The 20,591-nt window shown below is 70.6% G+C and carries 18 protein-coding genes; 10 read left to right on the top strand and 8 right to left on the bottom strand.

The features are described from left to right. Positions 1 to 93 precede the first annotated feature (93 nt). Positions 94 to 1,221 carry a DNA glycosylase AlkZ-like family protein gene (locus ACGGCP_RS25540; protein WP_392971066.1) on the top strand — a complete coding sequence of 376 codons (1,128 nt, stop codon included), beginning with the start codon at positions 94 to 96 and terminating at the stop codon, positions 1,219 to 1,221. A gap of 49 nt (positions 1,222 to 1,270) precedes the next feature. Beyond that, the gene (locus tag ACGGCP_RS25535; RefSeq protein ID WP_392971063.1) at positions 1,271 to 2,182 is read left to right on the top strand and encodes a DMT family transporter; all 912 of its coding nucleotides are present in this window, start codon (positions 1,271 to 1,273) and stop codon (positions 2,180 to 2,182) included. Positions 2,183 to 2,212: 30 nt separating this feature from the next. On the opposite strand, the gene ACGGCP_RS25530 is transcribed toward ACGGCP_RS25535, so the two are convergent. The 5 genes from ACGGCP_RS25530 to ACGGCP_RS25510 form a co-directional block, all read right to left on the bottom strand. Then, the gene (locus ACGGCP_RS25530; RefSeq protein ID WP_392971060.1) at positions 2,213 to 3,025 is read right to left on the bottom strand and encodes an intradiol ring-cleavage dioxygenase; all 813 of its coding nucleotides are present in this window, start codon (positions 3,023 to 3,025) and stop codon (positions 2,213 to 2,215) included. Positions 3,026 to 3,200: 175 nt separating this feature from the next. Then, a complete protein-coding gene (locus ACGGCP_RS25525) occupies positions 3,201 to 4,358 on the bottom strand; it encodes a S1 family peptidase (RefSeq protein ID WP_392971057.1) in 1,158 nt (385 codons plus the stop codon). 291 nt (positions 4,359 to 4,649) lie between these two features. Beyond that, positions 4,650 to 5,474, bottom strand: coding sequence for an NAD(P)H-binding protein (locus ACGGCP_RS25520; protein ID WP_392971054.1), 825 nt, complete (start codon positions 5,472 to 5,474; stop codon positions 4,650 to 4,652). A gap of 442 nt (positions 5,475 to 5,916) precedes the next feature. After that, positions 5,917 to 6,591 (bottom strand): response regulator, encoded by a 675-nt coding sequence (locus ACGGCP_RS25515; protein ID WP_392971051.1) that lies wholly within the window; start codon positions 6,589 to 6,591, stop codon positions 5,917 to 5,919. Further along, a complete protein-coding gene (locus tag ACGGCP_RS25510; RefSeq protein WP_392971048.1) occupies positions 6,591 to 7,946 on the bottom strand; it encodes a sensor histidine kinase in 1,356 nt (451 codons plus the stop codon). The genes ACGGCP_RS25515 and ACGGCP_RS25510 overlap by 1 nt, the downstream gene beginning before the upstream one ends. Before the next feature lie 143 nt (positions 7,947 to 8,089). Between ACGGCP_RS25510 and ACGGCP_RS25505 the strand changes: the two genes are divergently transcribed. Next, complete coding sequence (locus ACGGCP_RS25505; protein WP_392971045.1) at positions 8,090 to 8,887, top strand: DUF998 domain-containing protein; 798 nt, start codon at positions 8,090 to 8,092, stop codon at positions 8,885 to 8,887. A 279-nt stretch (positions 8,888 to 9,166) separates the two neighbouring features. Here the strand turns inward: ACGGCP_RS25505 and ACGGCP_RS25500 are convergent, their stop codons facing one another. Next, entirely contained in the window at positions 9,167 to 9,427 is a 261-nt protein-coding gene (locus ACGGCP_RS25500; protein ID WP_392971042.1) for a hypothetical protein, read from the bottom strand. Positions 9,428 to 9,820: 393 nt separating this feature from the next. Between ACGGCP_RS25500 and ACGGCP_RS25495 the strand changes: the two genes are divergently transcribed. Next, the gene (locus ACGGCP_RS25495) at positions 9,821 to 10,264 is read left to right on the top strand and encodes a hypothetical protein (RefSeq protein WP_392971039.1); all 444 of its coding nucleotides are present in this window, start codon (positions 9,821 to 9,823) and stop codon (positions 10,262 to 10,264) included. Between the two features lie 48 nt (positions 10,265 to 10,312). Here the strand turns inward: ACGGCP_RS25495 and ACGGCP_RS25490 are convergent, their stop codons facing one another. Then, positions 10,313 to 11,020 (bottom strand): siderophore-interacting protein, encoded by a 708-nt coding sequence (locus tag ACGGCP_RS25490; protein ID WP_392971036.1) that lies wholly within the window; start codon positions 11,018 to 11,020, stop codon positions 10,313 to 10,315. Between the two features lie 66 nt (positions 11,021 to 11,086). Between ACGGCP_RS25490 and ACGGCP_RS25485 the strand changes: the two genes are divergently transcribed. After that, entirely contained in the window at positions 11,087 to 13,678 is a 2,592-nt protein-coding gene (locus tag ACGGCP_RS25485) for a GNAT family N-acetyltransferase (protein WP_392971033.1), read from the top strand. Positions 13,679 to 13,744: 66 nt separating this feature from the next. On the opposite strand, the gene ACGGCP_RS25480 is transcribed toward ACGGCP_RS25485, so the two are convergent. Continuing rightward, positions 13,745 to 14,779, bottom strand: a complete 1,035-nt coding sequence (locus ACGGCP_RS25480; RefSeq protein WP_392971030.1) for a polysaccharide lyase family 1 protein — start codon at positions 14,777 to 14,779, stop codon at positions 13,745 to 13,747. Positions 14,780 to 14,975: 196 nt separating this feature from the next. On the opposite strand from ACGGCP_RS25480, the gene ACGGCP_RS25475 reads away from it, so the two are divergent. Genes ACGGCP_RS25475 through ACGGCP_RS25455 form a run of 5 tightly spaced genes read left to right on the top strand, consistent with a single transcriptional unit; the run spans position 14,976 to position 20,576 of the window. After that, entirely contained in the window at positions 14,976 to 16,313 is a 1,338-nt protein-coding gene (locus ACGGCP_RS25475; protein ID WP_392971027.1) for an ABC transporter substrate-binding protein, read from the top strand. A gap of 26 nt (positions 16,314 to 16,339) precedes the next feature. Further along, positions 16,340 to 17,260, top strand: a complete 921-nt coding sequence (locus ACGGCP_RS25470; protein ID WP_392971099.1) for a carbohydrate ABC transporter permease — start codon at positions 16,340 to 16,342, stop codon at positions 17,258 to 17,260. 10 nt (positions 17,261 to 17,270) lie between these two features. Next, the gene (locus ACGGCP_RS25465) at positions 17,271 to 18,167 is read left to right on the top strand and encodes a carbohydrate ABC transporter permease (protein WP_392971024.1); all 897 of its coding nucleotides are present in this window, start codon (positions 17,271 to 17,273) and stop codon (positions 18,165 to 18,167) included. Between the two features lie 14 nt (positions 18,168 to 18,181). Then, complete coding sequence (locus tag ACGGCP_RS25460) at positions 18,182 to 19,702, top strand: glycoside hydrolase 43 family protein (RefSeq protein WP_392971021.1); 1,521 nt, start codon at positions 18,182 to 18,184, stop codon at positions 19,700 to 19,702. Further along, positions 19,695 to 20,576 (top strand): PmoA family protein, encoded by an 882-nt coding sequence (locus ACGGCP_RS25455; RefSeq protein WP_392971018.1) that lies wholly within the window; start codon positions 19,695 to 19,697, stop codon positions 20,574 to 20,576. The genes ACGGCP_RS25460 and ACGGCP_RS25455 overlap by 8 nt, the downstream gene beginning before the upstream one ends. Positions 20,577 to 20,591 lie beyond the last annotated feature (15 nt).

Below are 20,591 nucleotides of genomic sequence, written 5' to 3'. Positions count from 1 at the left end.
CGGGCATGATCTGGGCGCCGGGTGGGGCGGGTTGTCGGTGGGCGGTTGTACGGTCTGGGGTGACCGCCGTATTGCTGGGAGAGGACCGGAACCGTGCCTGAGTCGTTGCGGCTTGCCGATGCCCGTCGGATCGCCATCGCCGCGCAGTTGCGGCCCAAGGCGACCCGCTTCAAGACCGTGCTCGAGCGGCTCGGGTGCATCCAGCTCGACACGATCTCGGCGGTGCGCCGCGCGCACGAGTTGACGCTCCTCGCCCGGGACCTCGACGTCGACGAAGCCGTGCGGAGCCTCGAGCGCCGCCGCAGCCCGGTCGCGTTCGAGTACTGGGCGCACGCGATGTCGCTGCTGCCCGTCTCGGCCTGGCCGTACCTCGCGCGCCGCCGCCGGAACTGGCGCGACCGGTACCAGGACGACTCGCTCGCCGTCGCCGAAGCCGAGGTGCTCGCGCTGCTCGCCGAGCGCGGCGCGATCACCGTGTCCGACTTCCCTTCCGGTGCGATGCACCGCGACCGGGGCACCGGCGACATGGGCGACAGCTGGAACCACCGCACCGACCACAAGCACGCCGTCGAACGGCTCCTATGGTTCGGCGAGGTCGCCTGCACCCACCGGATCGGCTTCAAACGCGTCTACCAGCTCGCCGAACGCGCCATCCCCGCCGAGCACCTGTGGGACGCCGACGACGAGACCTGCCTGCGCTACATGGTGTCCACGGCGCTGCGCAACCTCGGCGTCGGCACCACCAAGGACGTCGCCGACTACTTCCGCCTCAAGAACGCCGACACCGAGCGCGTCCTGCGCGAACTCGAGGTCGAGCAGGTGGCCGTCGAAGGCTGGAAGGCCCGCGCCTGGATCGACCCGCAGGTGCGCCGCACCCGCCTCACCGGCGCCGAGAACGCGGTCGCCGTGTCGATGTTCGACCAGCTCGTGTGGCTGCGCGAGCGCATGGAGCGCCTGTGGGGCCACGGCTGGAAGATCGAGATCTACGTGCCCGAGCCGCAGCGCACCTTCGGCTACTACTGCCTGCCGGTGTTCGTCGGCTCGGACCTGCCGGGCCGGGTCGCGCTGCGCCGCAGCAGCGGCGAGCTCGTCGTGGAGGCCGTGCAGTGGGACGACGCCCGCGCCGACCGGGAGCACCTGCACGCCGCCGTCGACCGCGTCGCGGGGTGGGTGAACGCCGAGGTCCGCTGGAAGGCCGAGGTGCTGCCGCTCGCGCTCTGACCCCCGGTTTCCGGCCCCTGACCTGCTGGTACGGGCCTATCGTGAGGGTATGCAGCCCACTCGCGACCGGGCCGCTCTCGCCGCCTTCGCGGGCGCGACCCTCCTCGCCGGCGGCAACGCCGTCGGCATTAGGTTCAGCAACCGCGAGCTCGACCCGCTGTGGGGCGCGTCGCTGCGGTTCGGCACCGCCGCGCTCCTGCTCCTGGCCATCATGGCCGTCCTGCGGCTGCGCTTCCCGCACGGGAAGGCGCTCGCCGGGACGCTTCTGTTCGGGGTGCTCAACTTCGGGGTGTCGTTCTCGCTCGCGTACTACGCGCTCGTCTACCTCCACGCCGGGCTCGGCCAGACTCTCCTGGCGCTCGTGCCGCTGACCGCGCTGCTGCTCGCGGTCGCCCAGGGCCAGGAGCGGTTCCACACCGGCGCGCTGGTCGGCACGCTCGTCGCGGTCGCGGGCGTCGCGGTCGTGTCTCAGGCGCCACTACGCGCCGACGTGCCCGTCCCGGTCCTGCTGGCGGCGCTGGGCGCGGTGCTGGCGTTCGCGGAGTCGGCGGTGCTGGTGAAGCGGCTGCCGAAGGTCCACCCGGTGACGATGAACGCGGTGGGGATGGCGGCCGCGGCGGTGCTGCTGTTCGCCGGTTCGTTCGCGGCGGGGGACCGGTGGGCGCTGCCGGAGGTGAGCGACACGTGGTGGGCGCTGGCGTACGTGGTCGTCGCGGGCTCGGTGCTGACGTTCGTGCTGTACCTGACGGTGATCCAGCGGTGGGGCGCGTCGCGCGCGGCGTACGTGTTCGTGGTGATCCCGCTGGTGGCGATCTGCGTGTCGGCGTGGCTCGACGACGAGCCGCTGACGGTCTCGCTGCTGGTCGGCGCGCCGCTGATCCTCGCGGGCGTGTACGTGGGCGCGTTGCGCGGCAAGCGGGAGGGCCCCGACGAGGACGCCGGGGCCCGGGAGGGGTCCTAGGAGACGTGGGGAAGCCCAGGGGACTGGTCGCTAGGCGGTCTGGACGCCGACGGTGATGGTCGCGACGTGGCCTGCGGACGGGTCGTCCGGGTCGTTCGCGGTCAGGGTCAGCAGGCCGCTGGCGGCGCCGCCGCCGTCGTAGATGCCGTCCTCGTCGAGGGTGAGCCAGTCGCCGCCGTGCCGGTTGTAGGGGGCGGTGGCGTAGACGGCCGCGACGGTCGCGTCGTCGAAGAAGAACTGTCCGGTGTGGAGTTCGGAGCCGCCTTCGTAGTCGCCGTCGGACCCGACGGTGCCGCCGGTGTGGACCTTGACGTGGATGTGGCAGCACCGGCCCTGGTACCAGCCGGGGAAGATGCTGGTGAGCGCGGCGACGCCGGACGCGTCGGAGAGGACGTACCCGCGCAGGAACGTGTTCTCGTCGCCGATGCCGTCCTCGGGCGGGACGGTGCCGCCGGGGCTGTTGCCGGTGAACCCGGAGTAGTAGCCCCACTGGTCGCAGTGCCAGATCTCGACGGCGGCGTTCGGGAGGACCGCGCAGGTCGCGGCGTCGAGGACGGTCACCCGGAGGGCGAGCGGCGCGCCGGGCTTGCCTTCGGTGATGTCGGTGCGGCGGGTGGACTCGAGGTAGTAGGGGCCTTCGGTCATCTCGGTGGTGAGGACGCAGGTGTCGTCGGGGAGGGCGGTGGTCGGGGCGGCGCTGGCGGTGGGCTGCTGGCCGGGGCGGCCGGGCGGCTGGGCGTTCGCGCTGTAGGCGGCGAGGCCGACGCCCGCGACGCCTGCGGCGCCGCCGACGGTGAGTGCGGTGCGGCGGGTGATCTTGTTGCCGTTGGCAGTATCGGTCATGCGGGAGATCGTAGAACTTCAATATGCATTGAAACCAGATCATTCAGCGCATTTTGAGCAGGCTCTGAGGTTCGGTCGCATCCACACGGGCGGAACGCGTTCACTGAGCACCCTGGGGGGAGACGAAGGAGGGGGCCTCCCTTCCGGAAGGCCCCCAAGGTGATGCGTTCGCCGCCTAGCTGGTGACGAGGGTCAGGCCCCAGGCGCTGAGAGCCGGGCCGATCGGCTGGAAGTAGGTCGTGCCGCCGGAGCTGCAGTTGCCCGAGCCGCCGGAGGTCATGCCCTGCGCGCTGTTGCCGGAGATGAACGAGCCGCCGGAGTCGCCGGGCTCGGCGCACACGTTGGTGCGGGTCATGCCGCGGACGGCGCCTTCGGCGTAGTTCACGGTCTGGTTGAACGCCTGCACGGTCCCGCAGTGCCAGCCGGTGGTCGAACCGGAGCGGCAGATGGAGGAGCCGACGGCGGCCTGCGTCGCGTTCGCGACGTCGCGGGTGCCGGAGTACATGTTGACGTCGTCCAGCAGCGTCTCGCTGGTGCCGACGGCCACCCAGGCGCGGTCGGAGCCGGGGAACACCGAGTTGCGGAAGGTGCCGGGGGCCGCTTCGCCGCTGGTGACCTGGTCGCCCGCGGAGCCGCAGTGGCCGGCGGTGACGAAGCCCGGAGTCGAGCCCTGGCGGACCGAGAAGCCCACCGAGCAGCGCCACGAGTTCTCGACGATGTACGAGTCGCCGCCGCGCACGAAGAACGGCTGCGGCGCTTCGGCTCCGGCGTCGACGGTGACGAGCGACGGGTCGATCCCGGCGGCCTCGATCACGGCGGCGGCGGTGGCGGCGTCGGCGGCCTCGATGACGAGCGTGTTCGCCACGACGTCGACGTAGTTGCCGTAGTAGCCCTCCGATTCGATGAACTTGAGCGCTCCAGCGGCGTCCTCGAGGGTGGCGAGGTCGTGCTCGACGAGCACCGGGGTGGCGCCCTCGGCCCGCAGGCCGGCGGTGTCGGCGGCGTCGGTGGTGGCGACGAAGACCTCGTCGGCGTCCTCCGAGACCCACAGGCCCGCATAGGACTCGTCGAGGTCGGCCGGGACCTCCTCGAGGAGGTCGGCGGCGACGTCCTCGACCGCGAGGCGGTCGTACGCCTCGGACTCGGTGAGCCCGAACGTCTCCTGGAGTTCGTCGATCAGGCCCTGGGAGACGTTGCCGGTGAGGTCGGCGCGGGCCTGGTCGGCCTTGGCGTCGAGGATCTCGGCCGAGGCCGGGGCGGCCCCGGCGGCCAGGGAGAGAGCGGTGGCGAGGGCGCCGGCGGCGGTGACCGCAAGCGCGCGTTGGCGATTCATGTGATGCATGCCTTTCGGGTGAGGGCATCGACGGCCGACGGGGAAGGCGGCCGACATGGCAGGCCGGCGTCGCCCGCTGGTTGCGGACGGCGCCGAGATGATGGTGAGCCATGCCATACATGGAGACTAGGGGTAAACCGGAAAAAGTTAAAGATGCAAGTAATTCAGTGAATATCAACCAAAGTGGTGCGTTGTTTCAGGAATGTCAATTAGCCTGTGAATTCCCAGAATTAGCGGCGAAAAGGGGCACATCCGCACGTTTGCGGATGCGCCCCTGCGGGATTCGCTGAATTAACGGAAGGCGTCGGCGTGCTCGGCCGCCCACTCGGCGAAGCTCCGCGCCGGGCGTCCGGTCACCCGCTCGACCGTGTCGGCCACGGTCTTGCCCTCCTCGGGCGTGTTCCCGAGCGCCTCGGTGAGGAACGCGATGACGCCCTCGGGCATGCCCTCGCTGCGCCACTTCGCGTGGGCCTCTTCGACAGTGAGCTCCACGAACGCGATCTCGCGGCCGACGGCCTCGCTGAGGATCTGCACCTTGTCCTGCATCGTCAGGACCTCCGGGCCGGTGATCACCAGCGACTGCCCGTCGTACCCGCCGTCGACCAGCGCCTTTGCGGCGACCGCGGCGATGTCGGCGGGGTGGACCATCGCGCTGAGGCGGTCCCCGAACGGCTCGCGGATCGCTTCCCCGGCCTTGACGACCGCGGACCACCACATGGCCGCGTTCGACATGAACTCGACCGGGTGCAGGTAGGCGGTCTCGATCGCGCTGGCGGCGAGGGCCTGTTCGAGCGGGCCGGTCGCGACGCCGCCGAGGACGGTGGCGCGGCGGACGCCGGCCGCTTCGGCGAGGGCGACGAGCCCGGCGGGGTCGGGCAGCGCGCCGTACCCGTGGCCTGCGAAGTTGATGAAGTGGACGGCGTCGACGTCCTTGAAGGCGTCGGCGACGGTGTCGGGCGAGGCGAGGTCGCCGACGGCGATCTCGACGCCCGCGGGGAGGGTGGCTTCGGCGTTGCGGGTGAGGGCGCGGATCTGGATGGTGGGGTCGAGGGCGGTGAGCTGCTCGACGACGTTGCTGCCGACGGTGCCGGTGGCGCCGGTGACGAGGATGCGCATGGGGTTCTCCTTCTTCGAAACTCCGGAACGGAATGTCATGTTCCGATAATAGCAGAGCGGAACGATCTGTTCCAGTAGGGGGCGGAGTTTGTTGCGGGAGATGTTTCGGGGGAGAGGAGGGGCGAGGAGTTGAGGCGAGGTGAGGTGATGGGGGCGGGCGGTGGCCGGGACCAGGGGCGGGAGGACCGGGTCAGTGGCTGGGGCGGGACCGGGACGGTGGCTGGGGCTGGGGCTGGGGCTGGGGCTGGGGCTGGGCCAGGTCGGGTCGGGGCCGGGGGCTGGGCAGGGTGTGCGGTGGTGGTGGGTGGCGTCTGCTGGCCGAGGGGTCTGCGGGTCGGGCGTAGGGCATGCCCCTTCCCACCCGCAACCGCCTCCTACCAACCGGAGAAATAGGACGACTCTCCCACGCGGGTCCGACACTGGCGCGTTTGTGCAGGTCGCGTCAGTGCTCCCGCGGGTCGCCCGCCGTGATCAGGCCCGTCTCGTAAGCGCAGACGACCGCCTGGGCGCGGTCGCGCAGGCCGAGTTTGCTGAAGACCTTGCCGACGTGCGTCTTCACCGTCTGCTCGGACACGAACAGGGCCTTCGCGATCTCGGTGTTCGAGAGGCCGCGCGCGATGAGCCGCAGGACCTCCTCCTCGCGCGGCGTCAGCGCGTCCAGCTTCGCCGACCGCCGTAGCGCAGGCTTCGCCTTGAACGACTGCTCGATCAGCCGCCGCGTCACCGACGGCGCGAGCAGCGCGTCGCCCGCGGCCACCACGCGCACCGCCGCGATCAGGTCCCCGGGCGGCGCGTCCTTCAGCAGGAACCCGCTGGCGCCCATGCGAAGCGCCTCGTACACGTAGTCGTCGAGATCGAAGGTGGTGAGCATGAGCACGCGCGGCCGCCGCTCCTCGGGCGCCGACAGGATCCGCCTCGCCGCCTCCAGACCATCCATAGTGGGCATCCGGACGTCCATGAGGACCACGTCGGGCCGCAGCCGCGCCGTCTCGGTCACCGCGCCCACACCGTCCTCGGCGTCCCCGACGACCTCGATGTCCGCCTGCGCGTTCAACAACGCCGCGAAACCGGCGCGGACCATCGCCTGGTCGTCGGCGATCAGCACCTTGATCTGCACTAAGACTCCTCTGCGCTCGAACGGTCCTCGATCGGCAGCACCGCCCGCACACGGAAACCCCCGTCGGCCGTCGGTCCGGTCTCCAGCGTCCCGCCGTCGAGCGAGACCCGCTCGCGCATCCCGACCAGGCCCAACCCCGACCCGTGCGGATCAGACGCGGGCGAACCCGCAGGCCGCGCCGACCTATGGCTCGCCAGCCTCTCCAAGGGAGGGCCGTTCACCACCGTAACCGTGACCTGCCCGTCAGCGGCGGCGACATCCGCCTCGACCACCGCCCCCGGCGCGTGCCGGACCACGTTGCTCAACGCCTCCTGCACCACCCGGAACACCGTGAGCGCCACCGTCTCCGGCAGCTCCTCCGGCAGCTGCCCGACCCGCAGCTCCACCGGCGTCCCCGCCCGCTGCACCGCCTCCGCCAAACCGTGCAGCGCCTCCGGGCCCGGCTGCGGCTCACGCGCGCCCGCCTCGTCCTCGCTGCGCAGCACCCCCAGCAGCCGCCGCATCTCCGCGAGCGACTCGCGCGCCTGGTCGCTGATCGACCGGAACTCCGCCTTCGCCTCCTCACCAAGGTCCGCGAGCCGGTACTCCGCCGTCGACGACTGCACCGTGATCACCGACATGTGGTGCGCCACGATGTCGTGCAGCTCCCGCGCGATCCGCGTCCGCTCCTCCAACAGCCGCCGCTGATGCCGCTCCGACTCGGCGACTCGCTCCTCCTCGGCCACTCGCAGTCGCCCCTGCCGCGAGATCCGCACCGTGAACCCGATCAGGAACGCCAAAGCGCCCAGCAGCGCCCCCAGCGTCAAACTGTCGGACGCCGGAGTCGGCGTCGGGTTCGAGACCGGGTCCGACACGATCGTCACCAGCCGTGCGTTCGAGAGCCAGATCGCCGCCGCGCCCGCCAGGAAATACGACGACCACGCGATCACACCCGCCCACGGGCGCCGGTCGCGCGCCAGCGCGAACAGGACCACCATGAGCGCGAACAGGTTCGGCGACGTGAGCGGCCACGGCTGCCAGCCGATGAAGTCCGCGCCGAACATCACCGCGACCAGCGACCCCATGACCAGAAGCCACGCCTCCACCGGACGGAAACGCGCCAGTACGACCGCAGCGGCCGTCGCCATCGCCGGGATCGCGCCCCAGCCGATCTCGTAGTCGTACCGGAGCACCTGGTCCTGGCTGAACAGCAGCACCAGCGCCAGCGGCACCGACCCCGGCCCGATGAGCGCGAGCGTCGTCGTGAACCGCCAACGCCACGTCCCCGAACCGACCGGACCGGCCGCGACCAGGTAGTTGACCACGACACGGACGGCGCTGAACGGAGCGGGCTCGGACTTCTCACGGGACTTCACGGCACCAACCTATGCCGCCCGCGGCCTGCGCGACCTCACTCCCGGGTACGGGTCGCCGACCCGCGTCTCACCCCTGGGTATGAGGCCCGATTCCACGCCTCGGCTTGAGGGAACCGCACGTCCCCGCCCCTACCGTTCGCCGCATGATCCAGAACCTGTTCCGTTCCCGCGCAGCCGAAGTGACCGCCATGGCCGCGGTCGCGGCCAGCCAGGCCGGTTTCGCGGTGATGCACCTGACCCAGTCCGGCGCGGTCGACCCGGTGGCGACGCCGGTCTCGAGCTACGCCCTGACCTGGCCCGGGATCCTCCTGTTCCCCGCCTCCGTGCTGGCGCTCGCGCTGGCCTGCGCGATCCTCGCCGGGCGCGGGGTCGGCCTCGCCCGCGAGGGCTTCATCCGCTTCCTGCTCGGCTCGACCGCCGTGATGCTGCTGTGCGCGGCGGTCTTCCGGACCGGCACACCCGAATCGGGGCTGACGTGGTGGGCGCAGATCCACCGCTACACCGCCGGTGCGGCGTTCGTGCTGCTCACCGTCGTCGCGGCGTTGTGCGCGATCCGCATGAAGGACGCCGACGTGCCCGACTGGGTGCGGCGCGGCACGTGGTGGGTGACGGGCCTGGCGGCGCTGACGTTCCTGACGACGACGCTGAACACGTTCCTGCCGGGCTTCCTCGACGGCGGCGACTGGCGCGGGGTCGGGCAGCGGGTGCTGCTGGTCGTGCTCTCGGCGCTGGTGTGGATCCTCGTCGCGAACTCGACGCGGGTCACGGTCCCGGCCCGGACGGCAAGGCCCGCAGCGGTTCCGGCGAGTGCGGACAGATCGGGCGCGGTCGCGACGGGCGGGACGGCCTCGCCGATCGGGGCAGCGTCGAGCGGTGTCACGGCGGCCGTGGCCGGAGCCGTTGTCGACGCGGTGCCCGCGCTGGCGGGGACGCGGTCATGATCGGGGCGGGGAAGCTGCGCGCCCGGTTGGGCCGGGCGCGGATGGCATTGGGGAAGTGCGGGGAGTTGCGGGGGCGCGGGCCGGTGCGGGCGTGGCGCGACGGCGAGGTCTTCGGCGGGCGGCCGGAGGAGGCCCGGGAAGGGCCGTCCTTCGGGAGCTGGTTCTAGGGGCTAGGGGCGGCCGGTGCCCCGGGGCAGGTCGGGCCCGGTGCCCGGGGCGGCGCGGCTCGGTCCGGCGCGGTGTTCGTTCAGGCGCTGGTCGGCTCTCCGCGGTGCTCGGTCAGATGGAGTTCGCGTACTGCTCGAAGGTGTCCGATCCTCCCTGGTAGAGCGTGAGGGCCTCTTCGAGCTTCTCCTTCGCCTGCTGCCACTGGCCGAGGGCCTCGCCGGGCATGGAGCTGCCGGTGTCCTGGGTGGCGGCGGTGCCCGCGCCGATCGCGTTGTCCGTCTGGGACTGGGCGCCGCCGATGGCGCCCATCGCCTCCTGGACCTGCTCGATCGCGCCCTGGATCTGCGACTTGATCTCCGCGGTGCTTGCCATGGGGCCGCCTCCTCGCCTCGGGTCTGCTGACTGCCAGCATCACGGTAGTGGACCCGGGGCGTTTTCCACGGCCGACGCGTCGAAGCCGAAGCGGCAGCAGAGGCGCGCGACGGATCCGACCGCCACTGGGACCGCCCGGGCGAGGGCCCGCTGCCTCCGGGCCTACCTGTGTCTTCGCTCAACCCGGACACCCCGGCGCCGCATCGTGCTCTAATCGGGGGCGGGGAGCGGTCGACAGCGATCCGCCAGTGCCGCACCGAAAAGCGACACTGCGGCCAAGGCCGCCGGTTCGTCTCGGAACCGGACGTCCCCGAGATCCCTGAACGGCCCGCCCGAGGGCGGGGCCCTGCCGCGTGCCCGCGGCGATTCGAGATCCCAACGGGGGGAACATCAATGAAACTCGCACGAGTCCTCAGCGCCGTCTTCGCAGGCGCGGCCTTCATCGCCGTCACCGCGACCGGCGCCGCCGCTGCGGAAGAACAGGGACGCGGCGTCGACGACGGCTTCACCGTCGCCACGCAGAACGACGCCGGGTACGCCCAGTACGTCGACTACGGCAAGGGCGGGTCAGGAGGCGGGAACAACGACGACTACGTCGAGATCGACGACACCTGGGCCGACGGCTGGGACATCTGGGTCCGGGTGACCCAGAACGGCGACTCGCACTACAAGGAGTACAAGCGCGGCGCGTGGGGCGACGTCATGGTCTGGGACCCGTTCCGCGACAACAACGTCAAGCCCGGCGACACGATCGAGATCGAGGTCTGCCTCCTCGACCCCGACAGCAACCAGCACGACGAGTGCAACGAGCACGGCGACGTCTCCGCCGACGGATGACCGCGGACGCGCTGCGCGGGCGTCCCGGTCCGGTGCGCCCGCGTCCTGCTACTCGCGCCAGTACGCCATGGCGTGCATGCGGTCCTTGGGGAAGCCGATCTCCTTGCGGGCGAACGCGGTGAGGGCTCGGGTGGCCTTGGCCTCGCAGGCGATCCAGCAGTAGGAGCGGGCGGGGTCGGCGGCGAGAGCGGGGAGTTCCGCGCGGACGCGGTCGGCGAGGGCGTCGCCGTCGCGGGGGACCAGCCGGAGGTCGTGATGCGCGGTGGTGCGGTGGGGGAGCTCGTCGTCGCTGGAGGTCTCGAACCAGACGGTCGCGGGGGTGTCGGGGAAGGCGTCGAGGAGCGAGTTGACCGCCGGGAGCGAGGCGGCGTCGCCGACGATGAGGAGGCGCTCGGGCTCGGGGTCGAGGGGCGCGAAGCCGGTGCCGTAGACGGTGGCCTGGACGGTGTCGCCTGGCTGGGCCTTCTGGGACCAGTCGCTGGCGATGCCGTTGTGCAGGGCGAACTCGATGGCGAACGTGCCGGCTTCGCGGTCGGGGTCGACGAGGGTGTAGCCGCGCTGGTGGGGCTTGCCCTGGTTGTCGAACCAGAGGCGGACCCACATGGTGGGGTGGACGCCGAGTTCGGCGAGGAGGCCGCCGTCGGTGAACTCGAGGCGGCGGTAGTGCTCGGTGATCTGTGTCGCGCCCGTGACGGTGAAGGTGAAGTCCTTGGCGCGCAGCAGTTTCAGTACTGCGCCCTCCCAGCCGTGGCCCATGTCCGTTCCCTTCTCGCATCCCTGTGCGAAACTACGATCCAACGATTAGGTTAGACTAACCTAACTATGAGCTTCGTGTGCTATCGGGACGCCTGGGGCGTCCCCCATCTGCGCGCGGCCGATCCCCAGTCGCTCGCTTTCGCCCAGGGCCGCAACGCCGCCGACGACCGCGCCTGGCAGCTGGAGACCCTGCGCCGCCGCGCGGCCGGGACCTCGGCCGCCGTGTTCGGCGCGGAATGGCTGCCCTGGGACCGGCTCGCCCGCCAGACCGGCATCGCCGACGCGGCGAAGGCGGCCTTCGCGCGCCTCGACCCCGCGACCGCCGCCTGGGTCGGCGCCTACACCGACGGCGTCAACGCGGGCCTGGCCAAGGCCGACGCGCCGGAGTTCCAAGGCCCCCCGGGGGTCTGGGAGCCGTGGACGCCGCTCGCCGTCTGGCACGCCGAGCACCTGCTCTTCGGGTCCGGGTTCCCCGCGAAGCTCTGGCGCGAGCGCGTCATCGAGCACCTCGGGGAGGACGCGGTCGACCGGTTCGCCATGGACGGGCCCGCCCCCACCGGGTCGAACGGCTGGATCGTCGACGGGACGCGCACCGCCTCGGGCGCGGCGATCGTCGCGGGCGACCCGCACCGGTTCCTCCAGCTCCCCGGCGCCTACCAGCAGATCCGCCTGGCCTGCAACGAGTTCGACGTCGTCGGCCTCGCCATGCCCGGCATCCCCGGAATCGCCCACTTCGGACACACCGGGGACGTGGCGTGGGGGATCACCAACGCCATGGCCGACACGCAGGACCTCTTCCACGAGCGGCTGCGCCGCAGCGCCGACGGCACCGTCGAGGCCTTCGGCCCCGCAGGCTGGGAACCGACCAGGTCCTGGACCGAGACGATCGAGGTCGCCGGGGCCGAACCCGCCGCGGTCGAGGTGATCCAGACCGGACGCGGATCCGTCATCGCCGACGACGGCGAGACCGCCCTGAGCCTGCGCAGCCCCCTCCACGCCGAACCCGAGATCGGCTTCGCCGCCCTGCCGCGACTGCTGCGGGCGCGCACCGCGGCCGACGTCGACGCCGCCCTCGACGACTGGGTCCTCCCGGTCAACGTGGTCATGGCCGCCGACACCGCGGGCGGCCTCCTCCACCGCGTCGCCGGACGCGTCCCCGAACGCGACGCCGCCAACCTCGTCCGCCCCGTCCCCGCCTGGGAGGCGCAGTACGCGTGGCGCGGCTGGAAACCCATGGCCTCCAAGGAGGTCCACGGCATCGCCGCCATGGCGAACGACCGCGGCATCTCCGGGGAGCTCGGCGTCGAGTTCTGCGCGCCCCACCGCGCCGAGAGGATCACCGCGCTCCTCGGCGGCCGCGACGACTGGACCGCCGCCGACATGGCCCGGATCCACGCCGACACGTTCCTGCCCACCGCCGCACCGCTCCTCGCCCTCGTGTCCAAACTGGACCTGAGCGGTGACGCTGCGCGGCTGCGCGACCGGCTGCTCGCCTGGGATTGCCGGATGGACGCCCAGAGCACGGATGCCGCCGCGTTCGCCGCCTTCCGCGCCGCGTTCATCCGCGCGCTCGCCGCGCTGCCCGTGTTCGCCCCGCTCGCCGCCCCGTCGCGCTACCCCGAGGTCTTCGCGCCCTGGCTCGTGCTCGAGGTCCGCATCGCGTTCGCCCTGGAGCACCTCCTCGACGGCGACCTCGTGACCCCCGCCGAACGCGATACCGCACTGCGCCAAGCGATCGAGACGGCCGCCGTGGCACCACCAGCGGCCTGGGGCGACGTGCACCGGCTCGTCCCCTGGCGCGACATCGACCCGCCCGAAGCGCTCGACGGCATGTCCGGCGACGCCGACTGCATCCTGTCGACCTCCGGCGCCCCCGGCATCACCGAGGACTTCGCGCGCGGCCCCGCCGCCCGCTGGGTCTGGGACCTCGCCGACCGCGACCAGTCCCGCTGGATCGTCCCCTTCGGAGCGTCAGGCGTCCCCGGGACGCCGCACTACCGCGACCAGTTCCCGCTGTGGCAGCGCGGCGAACTCGCCCCCGTCGTCACCGACTGGCAACAGCTGCAAGAGGAGTACCGCATGATCGACCGCCCCGCAGTCTTCGAGCAGACACTCGACGGCTTCGGCACCGTCGCCGTCGTCCCCGTCAGACCGAAAGAGGACCTCGACCTCGTCTACGGGTGGGTCACCGAGGAGCGCGCCCGCTTCTGGGGCATGACCGAGCACACCCGCGAATACGTGCTCGAGATCTACGAGTACCTCGAATCGCTCGACACCCACCACGCCTACCTGCTGCTGCGCGACGCCCAGCCCGTCGCGCTGTTCCAGACCTACGAGCCCGCTGCCGACCCCGTCGGCGAGTGCTACGAGGTCGAGCCCGGCGACATCGGCGCGCACCTGCTCGTCGCCGCCGCCGGCGGGAACGCCACGGTCGGTTTCACCGGCGCCCTCATGGGCGTCCTCGCCGCGTTCCTCTTCGCCGACCCCGATCACCGGCGCATCGTCGTCGAACCCGACGCCCGCAACGAGCAGGCCGCGGCCCGCATGCGCCGCACCGGGTTCACCCTCGGCCCGCAGATCGAGGTCGAGGGCAAACGCGCCCAGCTCGCCTTCCTGCGCCGCGAGGACGCGCCCTGCGAACTGCTCCGCGAACGCTGAACAGCGGCCCCCGGCACTGGTGCGCAGTGCCGGGAGCCGCCGCAGAGAATCCAGTCGCGCCGCAGCTCAGGTCCCAATCTCGGGCTGCGGGCCGCTGAATTCGTTCAGGAGGGCCGGGACGGCCGCCGCCGGGTCGGCCTTGTAGTCGTAGAAGTCGCGCGGGTCGAACGCGTCGCCCTGCTCGCGGATCACGTCGCCCCACGTGCAGTCCACGGTGATGTTCCCCCGCTGCACCAGCTCGCCGTCCACTGTGTAGTAAGGGTTGTGCGTGCCCCGGTAGAAGCTGTTCTCGATCACCGCGCTGGTCTTGCCGCGCACGTAGTTGCCGTACGCCGAGGCGTTCTCCAGGTAGTTGTTGTACATGTGCAGGTTCGCGATGTTGTCGGCGCTCGGGTTGCGCTGCACGGTGTTCTTGAACCAGTTGTGGTGGATCGTGATCTGCGAGGTCACGTTCGGCGTCCAGCCGATCCCGAAGGTCTTGTTGTTGTCGAAGAACCGGTTCCAGGAGACGGTGAGGAACGTCGTGTCCTTGCGGCTGTCGAGCAGCCCGTCGTTCATGCGCGTCAGCGTGTTGTGGTCGATCCAGATGTGGTCGGCCGTGTCCAGCTGGATCGCGTCGAAGTCGTACTCCTTGTCGTCCGGGTCGTCCTCGGGCATGAGGGTGTCCCGGATCGTCAGGTTCCTGATGATGACATTGTGGACGCCGGTGCCGAGGAAGAACCCGCCGCCGACGATCTCGCCGGACGTGCCGACGCCGACGATCGTCTTGTCGGAGGCCACCTTGAGCTCGGTCCCCTTGGGCTCGATCGTGATCGCGCCGGTCACCTTGACGACGTAGGGCTCAGGGGCGGTGACGTACTGCTGGAGCTCGGCCATGGTGTCGACCTCCACCACGGCGCCGCCTTCGCCGCCGGTGGTCGGGCCGCGGCCCAGCCCCGGGAGCGACGCGAAGCCGTCGGCGGTGTCGGACCAGCCCTGGCGGGGGCGGCTCGGGGGTTCGGCGCTCGCGGGGACGGCGGCGGCGAGGCCGGCGAGGACGAGCCCCGCTGCGGCGGCGGCCGCCGCGGCTCGGCGCAGCCTCGTTGCGGGCCAAGGGTTCATGTGACGCTCCTATCGACGGGGGCGGCGTCTGCTCGGCTCAGCCTAGGCACGGTCATCGATTTGCGTCAATGGGTTGCCGAAACTTCCATCTAATTTTTTTCATGACTTGACATAACCTGGCTCACAGCCCTAACCTGGTCGCACTTATCGAGTCCGATCGATACCCCCCACCCCTCACCGTGAAGGGACCGCAAGCGTGACCACTGAACGACCCCCCGCCTCCGGCTCGGAGCTCAACCGCCGCAACCTCATGAAGCTCTCCGGCCTCGGCCTGGCCGCCGTCCCCGGGCTCGCCGCCTGCGGGCGCGGCTTCGGCGGAGGTGGCGACGACGAGAGCGGCGACGGCGTCACCCTCAACATGGTCTGGTGGGGCGACGCCACCCGGGCCGAGAAGACGCAGGCCGCCCTCGACATCTTCATGGAGGCCAACCCCGACATCACGATCGAGGTCGAGTACCAGGACTCCGGCCCCTACCAGGACAAGCTCGCCACCCGGTTCGCCGCGAACGACGCGCCCGACCTCATGGCGATGCGCATGGACTCGCTGCGCGAGTACGCCGACCGGGGCGCGCTCCTGGACCTCAACGAGTACGGCGACGACATCGACCTGAGCGGCCTCAGCGAGAACGCCGCCAACCTGGCCGAAGTGGACGGTTCGGTGTTCGGCGTCCCGGCCGGGCTCAACGCGGTCGGGTTCGTCATCCGCAAGGACTTCGCCGAGCAGTACGGCGTGGCCGTCCCCGACGGGTACACCTGGAGCTGGGACGACCTGGCGGCGTTCGCGCAGGGCATCAGCGACGCCTCCGGCAAGGAGGTGTACGGCACCGGGTACGACGTGCAGACCCTCCAGAACCTCGTCGTGTGGGTGCGCCAGCAGGGCGAGGACCTGTTCACCGAGGACGGGAAGCTCGGCGTCTCCGCGGGCACGATGCAGGCCTGGTTCGAGCTGGCCGACGGGATGCGCCAGTCCGGCGCGTACCCGCCCGCCGGGTTCTTCGAGGAGATCGGCGGCTCCGCCGACCAGTCGTACATCGCGCAGGGCAAGCTCGCGTCGCAGATCATCCCGACGAACAACTTCCTGGGCTACAACGAGGCCTGCGGCGGGAACCTGGCGCTGCTGCGCATCCCCGGCGAGACCCAGGCAGTGCGCAGAGGGCAATCGGTTGACTGCCCGCACCTGTGGTCGGTCGCGGCGGCCTCCAAGCACCCCAAGGAAGCTGTGAGGCTCCTGAACTTCCTCACCAACGACCCCGAGGCGTCGCTCGCCACCGGCACCACCCGCGGCGTCCCCGCGAGCACGGCCGTCGCCGAGGAGATCAAGGACTCGCTCGAGCCGGACGACCTGGCCGCGACCGAGTACCTCATGGGACTGCAGGGCGAGGACCTGCCGCGCTCCTACACGTACCCGCCCGGCGGCAGCGCGATCGCCGACTTCCTCGACGTGATCGCCGTCGAGGTCGAGTTCGGCCGCCAGAGCCCCGCCGACGGGGCGGCCCAGTTCATCACCGAGGCGACGGCGGCGATCGAAGGGTGACCACCGCGCCGACCAAGACCGCCGTCATGCCGGGGGCGGTCGCCCCTCCTGCGCCGCAAGCGAAGCCGCGGCGCAGGAGGGCGCGAAAGGACCGCGCCGGGTACCTCTTCCTGCTGCCGTGGTTCATCGGGATGCTCTTCACGGTCGTCCCGTTCTTCGCGTCGCTCTACCTCGCGTTCACCGACTACAACCTCCTGAACGCTCCGAAGTGGATCGGCATGGAGAACTTCGCGGACATGTTCCGCGACCCCGTGCTGCTCAAGTCGCTGCAGGTCACGTTCGTGTACACGTTCGTGTCGGTGCCGCTGTCGCTCGCGGCCGCGCTCGGCGTCGCGATGATCCTCAACCGCGGCATCCGGGGCCTGCCCTGGTACCGGGCCGTGTTCTACCTGCCCTCGCTCCTCGGCGCGAGCGTCGCCGTGGTCCTGTTGTGGCGGTACGTGTTCGGGTTCGACGGGATCGTGAACGCGTTCCTCGGCTGGTTCGGGATCGACGCGATCTCGTGGACCTCCGACCCCGACTACGCGCTGACGACGCTCATCATCCTGCACATCTGGACGTTCGGGTCGCCCATGGTGATCTTCCTGGCCGGGCTGCGGCAGATCCCCACCATGTACTACGAGGCCGCCGCCGTCGACGGCGCCTCGAAATGGCGGCGCTTCCGGTCGATCACCCTGCCGCTGCTCAGCCCCATCATCTTCTTCAACCTCATCCAGTCGCTCATCGCGTCGTTCCAGACGTTCACGCAGGGCTTCGTGATGAACAACGGCGGCGGCGGACCGGCGAACTCCACATTGTTCTACAACCTCTACCTGTACCAGCAGGGCTTCAACCAGTTCAACATGGGCTACGCCTCCGCGATGGCCTGGACCCTGCTCGTCATCATCGCCGTGTTCACCGCGATCACGTTCTTCACCGCCAAGTACTGGGTCAACTACGACAGCTGAGGTCCCGCCAATGTCCACGACCTTGCCAAGGGTCAAGAAGTCCAACGAGGACACCGACGCGCTCATCGAGCGCTTCGGCAGCACCCGCAAGAGCCGCTTCTCCCGGCACGTGATCCTGTGCGTCATCGGCCTGGTCATGATGTACCCGCTGCTGTGGCTCGTCTCCAGCTCGCTCAAACCCAACGGCCTCATCTTCGACGACCTGTCGCTGTGGCCCGCCGAATGGAACCCGTCCAACTACAGCGACGGCTGGACCGCGCTCGAGTACGACTTCGGGATCTACTTCTCCAACTCGATCATCATCGTCGTCCTCAGCATCGTCGGGAACCTCTTCTCGTGCTCCCTCGCCGCGTACGGGTTCGCGCGGCTCAACTTCACCGGCCGCAAGCTCTTCTTCGCGCTCATGCTCGGCACCATGATGCTCCCCGGCCACGTCCTGCTCATCCCGCAGTACATCCTGTTCGCGAAACTCGGGTGGCTCAACACCTACTATCCGCTGCTCGTCCCGAACTTCCTGGCCACCAACGCGTTCTACATCTTCCTCATGGTGCAGTTCATGCGCTCGCTCCCGCAGGAGCTCGACGACGCCGCCCGCATCGACGGCTGCGGACCGTTCCGCACCTTCTGGAGCATCATCCTGCCGCTGTGCCGCCCCGCGTTCGCCACCACCGCGATCTTCACGTTCATCTCCGTGTGGAACGAGTTCTTCGGGCCGCTGCTCTACCTCACCGACCCCGAGCTGTACACCGTGCCGCTCGCACTGCGCCAGTTCATCGACTCCGAAGGCCAATCCCAGTGGGGCCAGATGTTCGCGATGTCCGTACTCTCCCTCGCGCCCATCATCGGCTTCTTCATCGCCGGACAGAAATACCTGGTCAAAGGCATCGCCACCACCGGCCTCAAATAATGAACGGGAACACCTTGCCACACTTCCTCTCGAAGCACAGCGGCCCCGACAACGGCGACGGCACCTACCGCAACCCGGTCCTGCGAGCCGACTGGTCCGACCCCGACGCGATCCGCGTCGGCGACGACTTCTACCTCACCGCCTCCAGCTTCCACCGCGTCCCCGGCCTCCCGATCCTTCACAGCCGCGACCTCGTGAACTGGACGATCATCGGCCACGCACTCCAGCGGCTCGTCCCCGAAGACGACTTCCGGACCCCGCAGCGCGGCGGCGGCGTCTGGGCCCCCGCCCTGCGCCACCACGCAGGCCGGTACTGGATCGTCTACCCCGACCCCGACCGCGGCCTGTTCGTCACCAGCGCCGAAGACCCCGCGGGGGAGTGGACCGAACCGCACCTATTGAAGGGCGGCAAGGGGCTCATCGACCCGTGTCCACTATGGGCATCCGACGGGAACGCCTACCTCGTGCACGGCTGGGCCAAGAGCCGCGCCGGCATCAACAACCGCCTCACCGTCCACCGCATGAACGACGACGCCACCCAGCTCCTCGACGACGGCACCGTCGCCATCGACGGCGACCGGCTCCCCGGCTACCGCACCCTCGAAGGCCCCAAGTTCTACGAACACGACGGCTGGTACTGGATCCTCGCCCCCGCCGGAGGCGTCACCGAAGGCTGGCAGTCCGCCTTCCGCTCCCGCGACCCCTTCGGCCCCTACGAAGACCGCATCGTCCTCGAACAAGGCCACACCGACGTCAACGGCCCCCACCAAGGCGCCTGGGTCACCACAAAGGACGGCGCCGACTGGTTCCTGCACTTCCAGGACAAAGGCCCCTTCGGCCGCGTCGTCCACCTCCAGCCCGTGCACTGGACCGACGACGGCTGGCCCAGCATCGGCGACAACGGCACCCCCGTCACCGCACACCCCAAACCCGTCGCGGGCGAACCGCCCACCGCACCCGCCGCCTCCGACGACTTCACGTCAACCATCGGACCCCAATGGGCCTGGCAAGCCAACCCCCAACCAGGCTGGGCCACAGTCGACCACGGCCTCCACCTCGCCTGCGTCCCCGGCACCCCCGACCTCCGACACCTCCCCAACCTCCTCGGCCAGCGCCTCCCCGACGGCGGCTGCCGCGCCGAGACCGCCATCCGCCTCCACCACCCCGCCGACGGCGCCACCGCAGGCCTCGCCCTCGTCGGCGACGACCACGCCTGGATCGGACTCACCCGCGACGGCGACACGACCCGCATCACCTGCCGAACCGCCGAAGCCGGAACACCGGCCCGGCAGAACGGCCCCGAGCGGCCGGTCGCGACCGGCGCCGACACCTCTGTGAGGGTTGGTGTCGACGTCGATCCGACCGGCCGCAGCCAGTTCTGGGCCGCACCCCCCGGCGAAGAACCCCAACCGTTCGGCGCACCCTTCCAAGCCGTCCAAGGCCGCTGGGTCGGCACCGCGATCGGCCTCTTCGCCACCGGAACCAGCGGCACCGCCCGATTCGACGCCGTCCGGATCACCCACGCCGATGGATGACCAGACCACCCTCACCCAGACCCACCCGCTCATCCTCGGCGGACAGACCGTCGCCCAATACGTCTGGCGGCCACACCTCCCGCACACCCTCTCCCCCCGCCCCTACCTCCACCCCGTCCGCACCCTCAACGGCACCCGCGTCACCGAAGCCATGCCCCCCGACCACCTCCACCACCTCGGCGTCAGCATCGCCGTACCCGACGCCGGCGGCGTCAACTTCTGGGGCGGCCGCACCTACGTCCGCGACCGAGGCTCACTCCCCCTCCCCAACCACGGCGTCCAACGGCACCACCGCTGGGAAGCCCGAACCGACACCGTCCTCGCCCACGAACTCCACTGGATCGCCCCCGACGGCACCCTCCTCCTGCGCGAACGCCGCCGCATCGCCGCCCGACCCGTCGACCACCGCGCCTGGGCGCTCGACTTCCGCTACACCCTCCACAACCACACCCCCGAACCGCTCCACATCTCAAGCCCCGGCGCCAAAGGCCGCACCGGCGCCGGATACGGCGGTTTCTTCTGGCGCGCCCCCCTCGGCCCCGACGGCGCACACGTCCACGGCCCCAACGCGACCGGCACCGAACACCTCCACGGCACCGCCACCCCCTGGCTCGCCCTCCGCTCAGGCGAACCCCGACCCTGGACCCTCGTCTTCATTGACATCGCCGCCCAACGCGACCCCTGGTTCATCCGCAGCGGCGACTACCTCGGCGTCGGCCCCGCACTCGCCTGGACCGAGCCCCTGATGGCCGCCCCGGGCGACGGCCCCCGCCGACGTATCATCACCGTAGTCGCCGACGGCGACCTCAGCCCCCGAGCCATCGAAGGCCTGGTCGACACCGTCACGGCCAGCCCCGCACCCCGCGAGGCCTAAGTGATTGGAGCCGCA

This window comes from Glycomyces sp. NPDC048151, assembly GCF_043202775.1.
Classification (GTDB): domain Bacteria; phylum Actinomycetota; class Actinomycetes; order Mycobacteriales; family Micromonosporaceae; genus Glycomyces.
The sequence above is the reverse complement of the archived record's forward strand: the minus strand, read 5'-3'. Positions and strand labels throughout refer to the sequence as shown.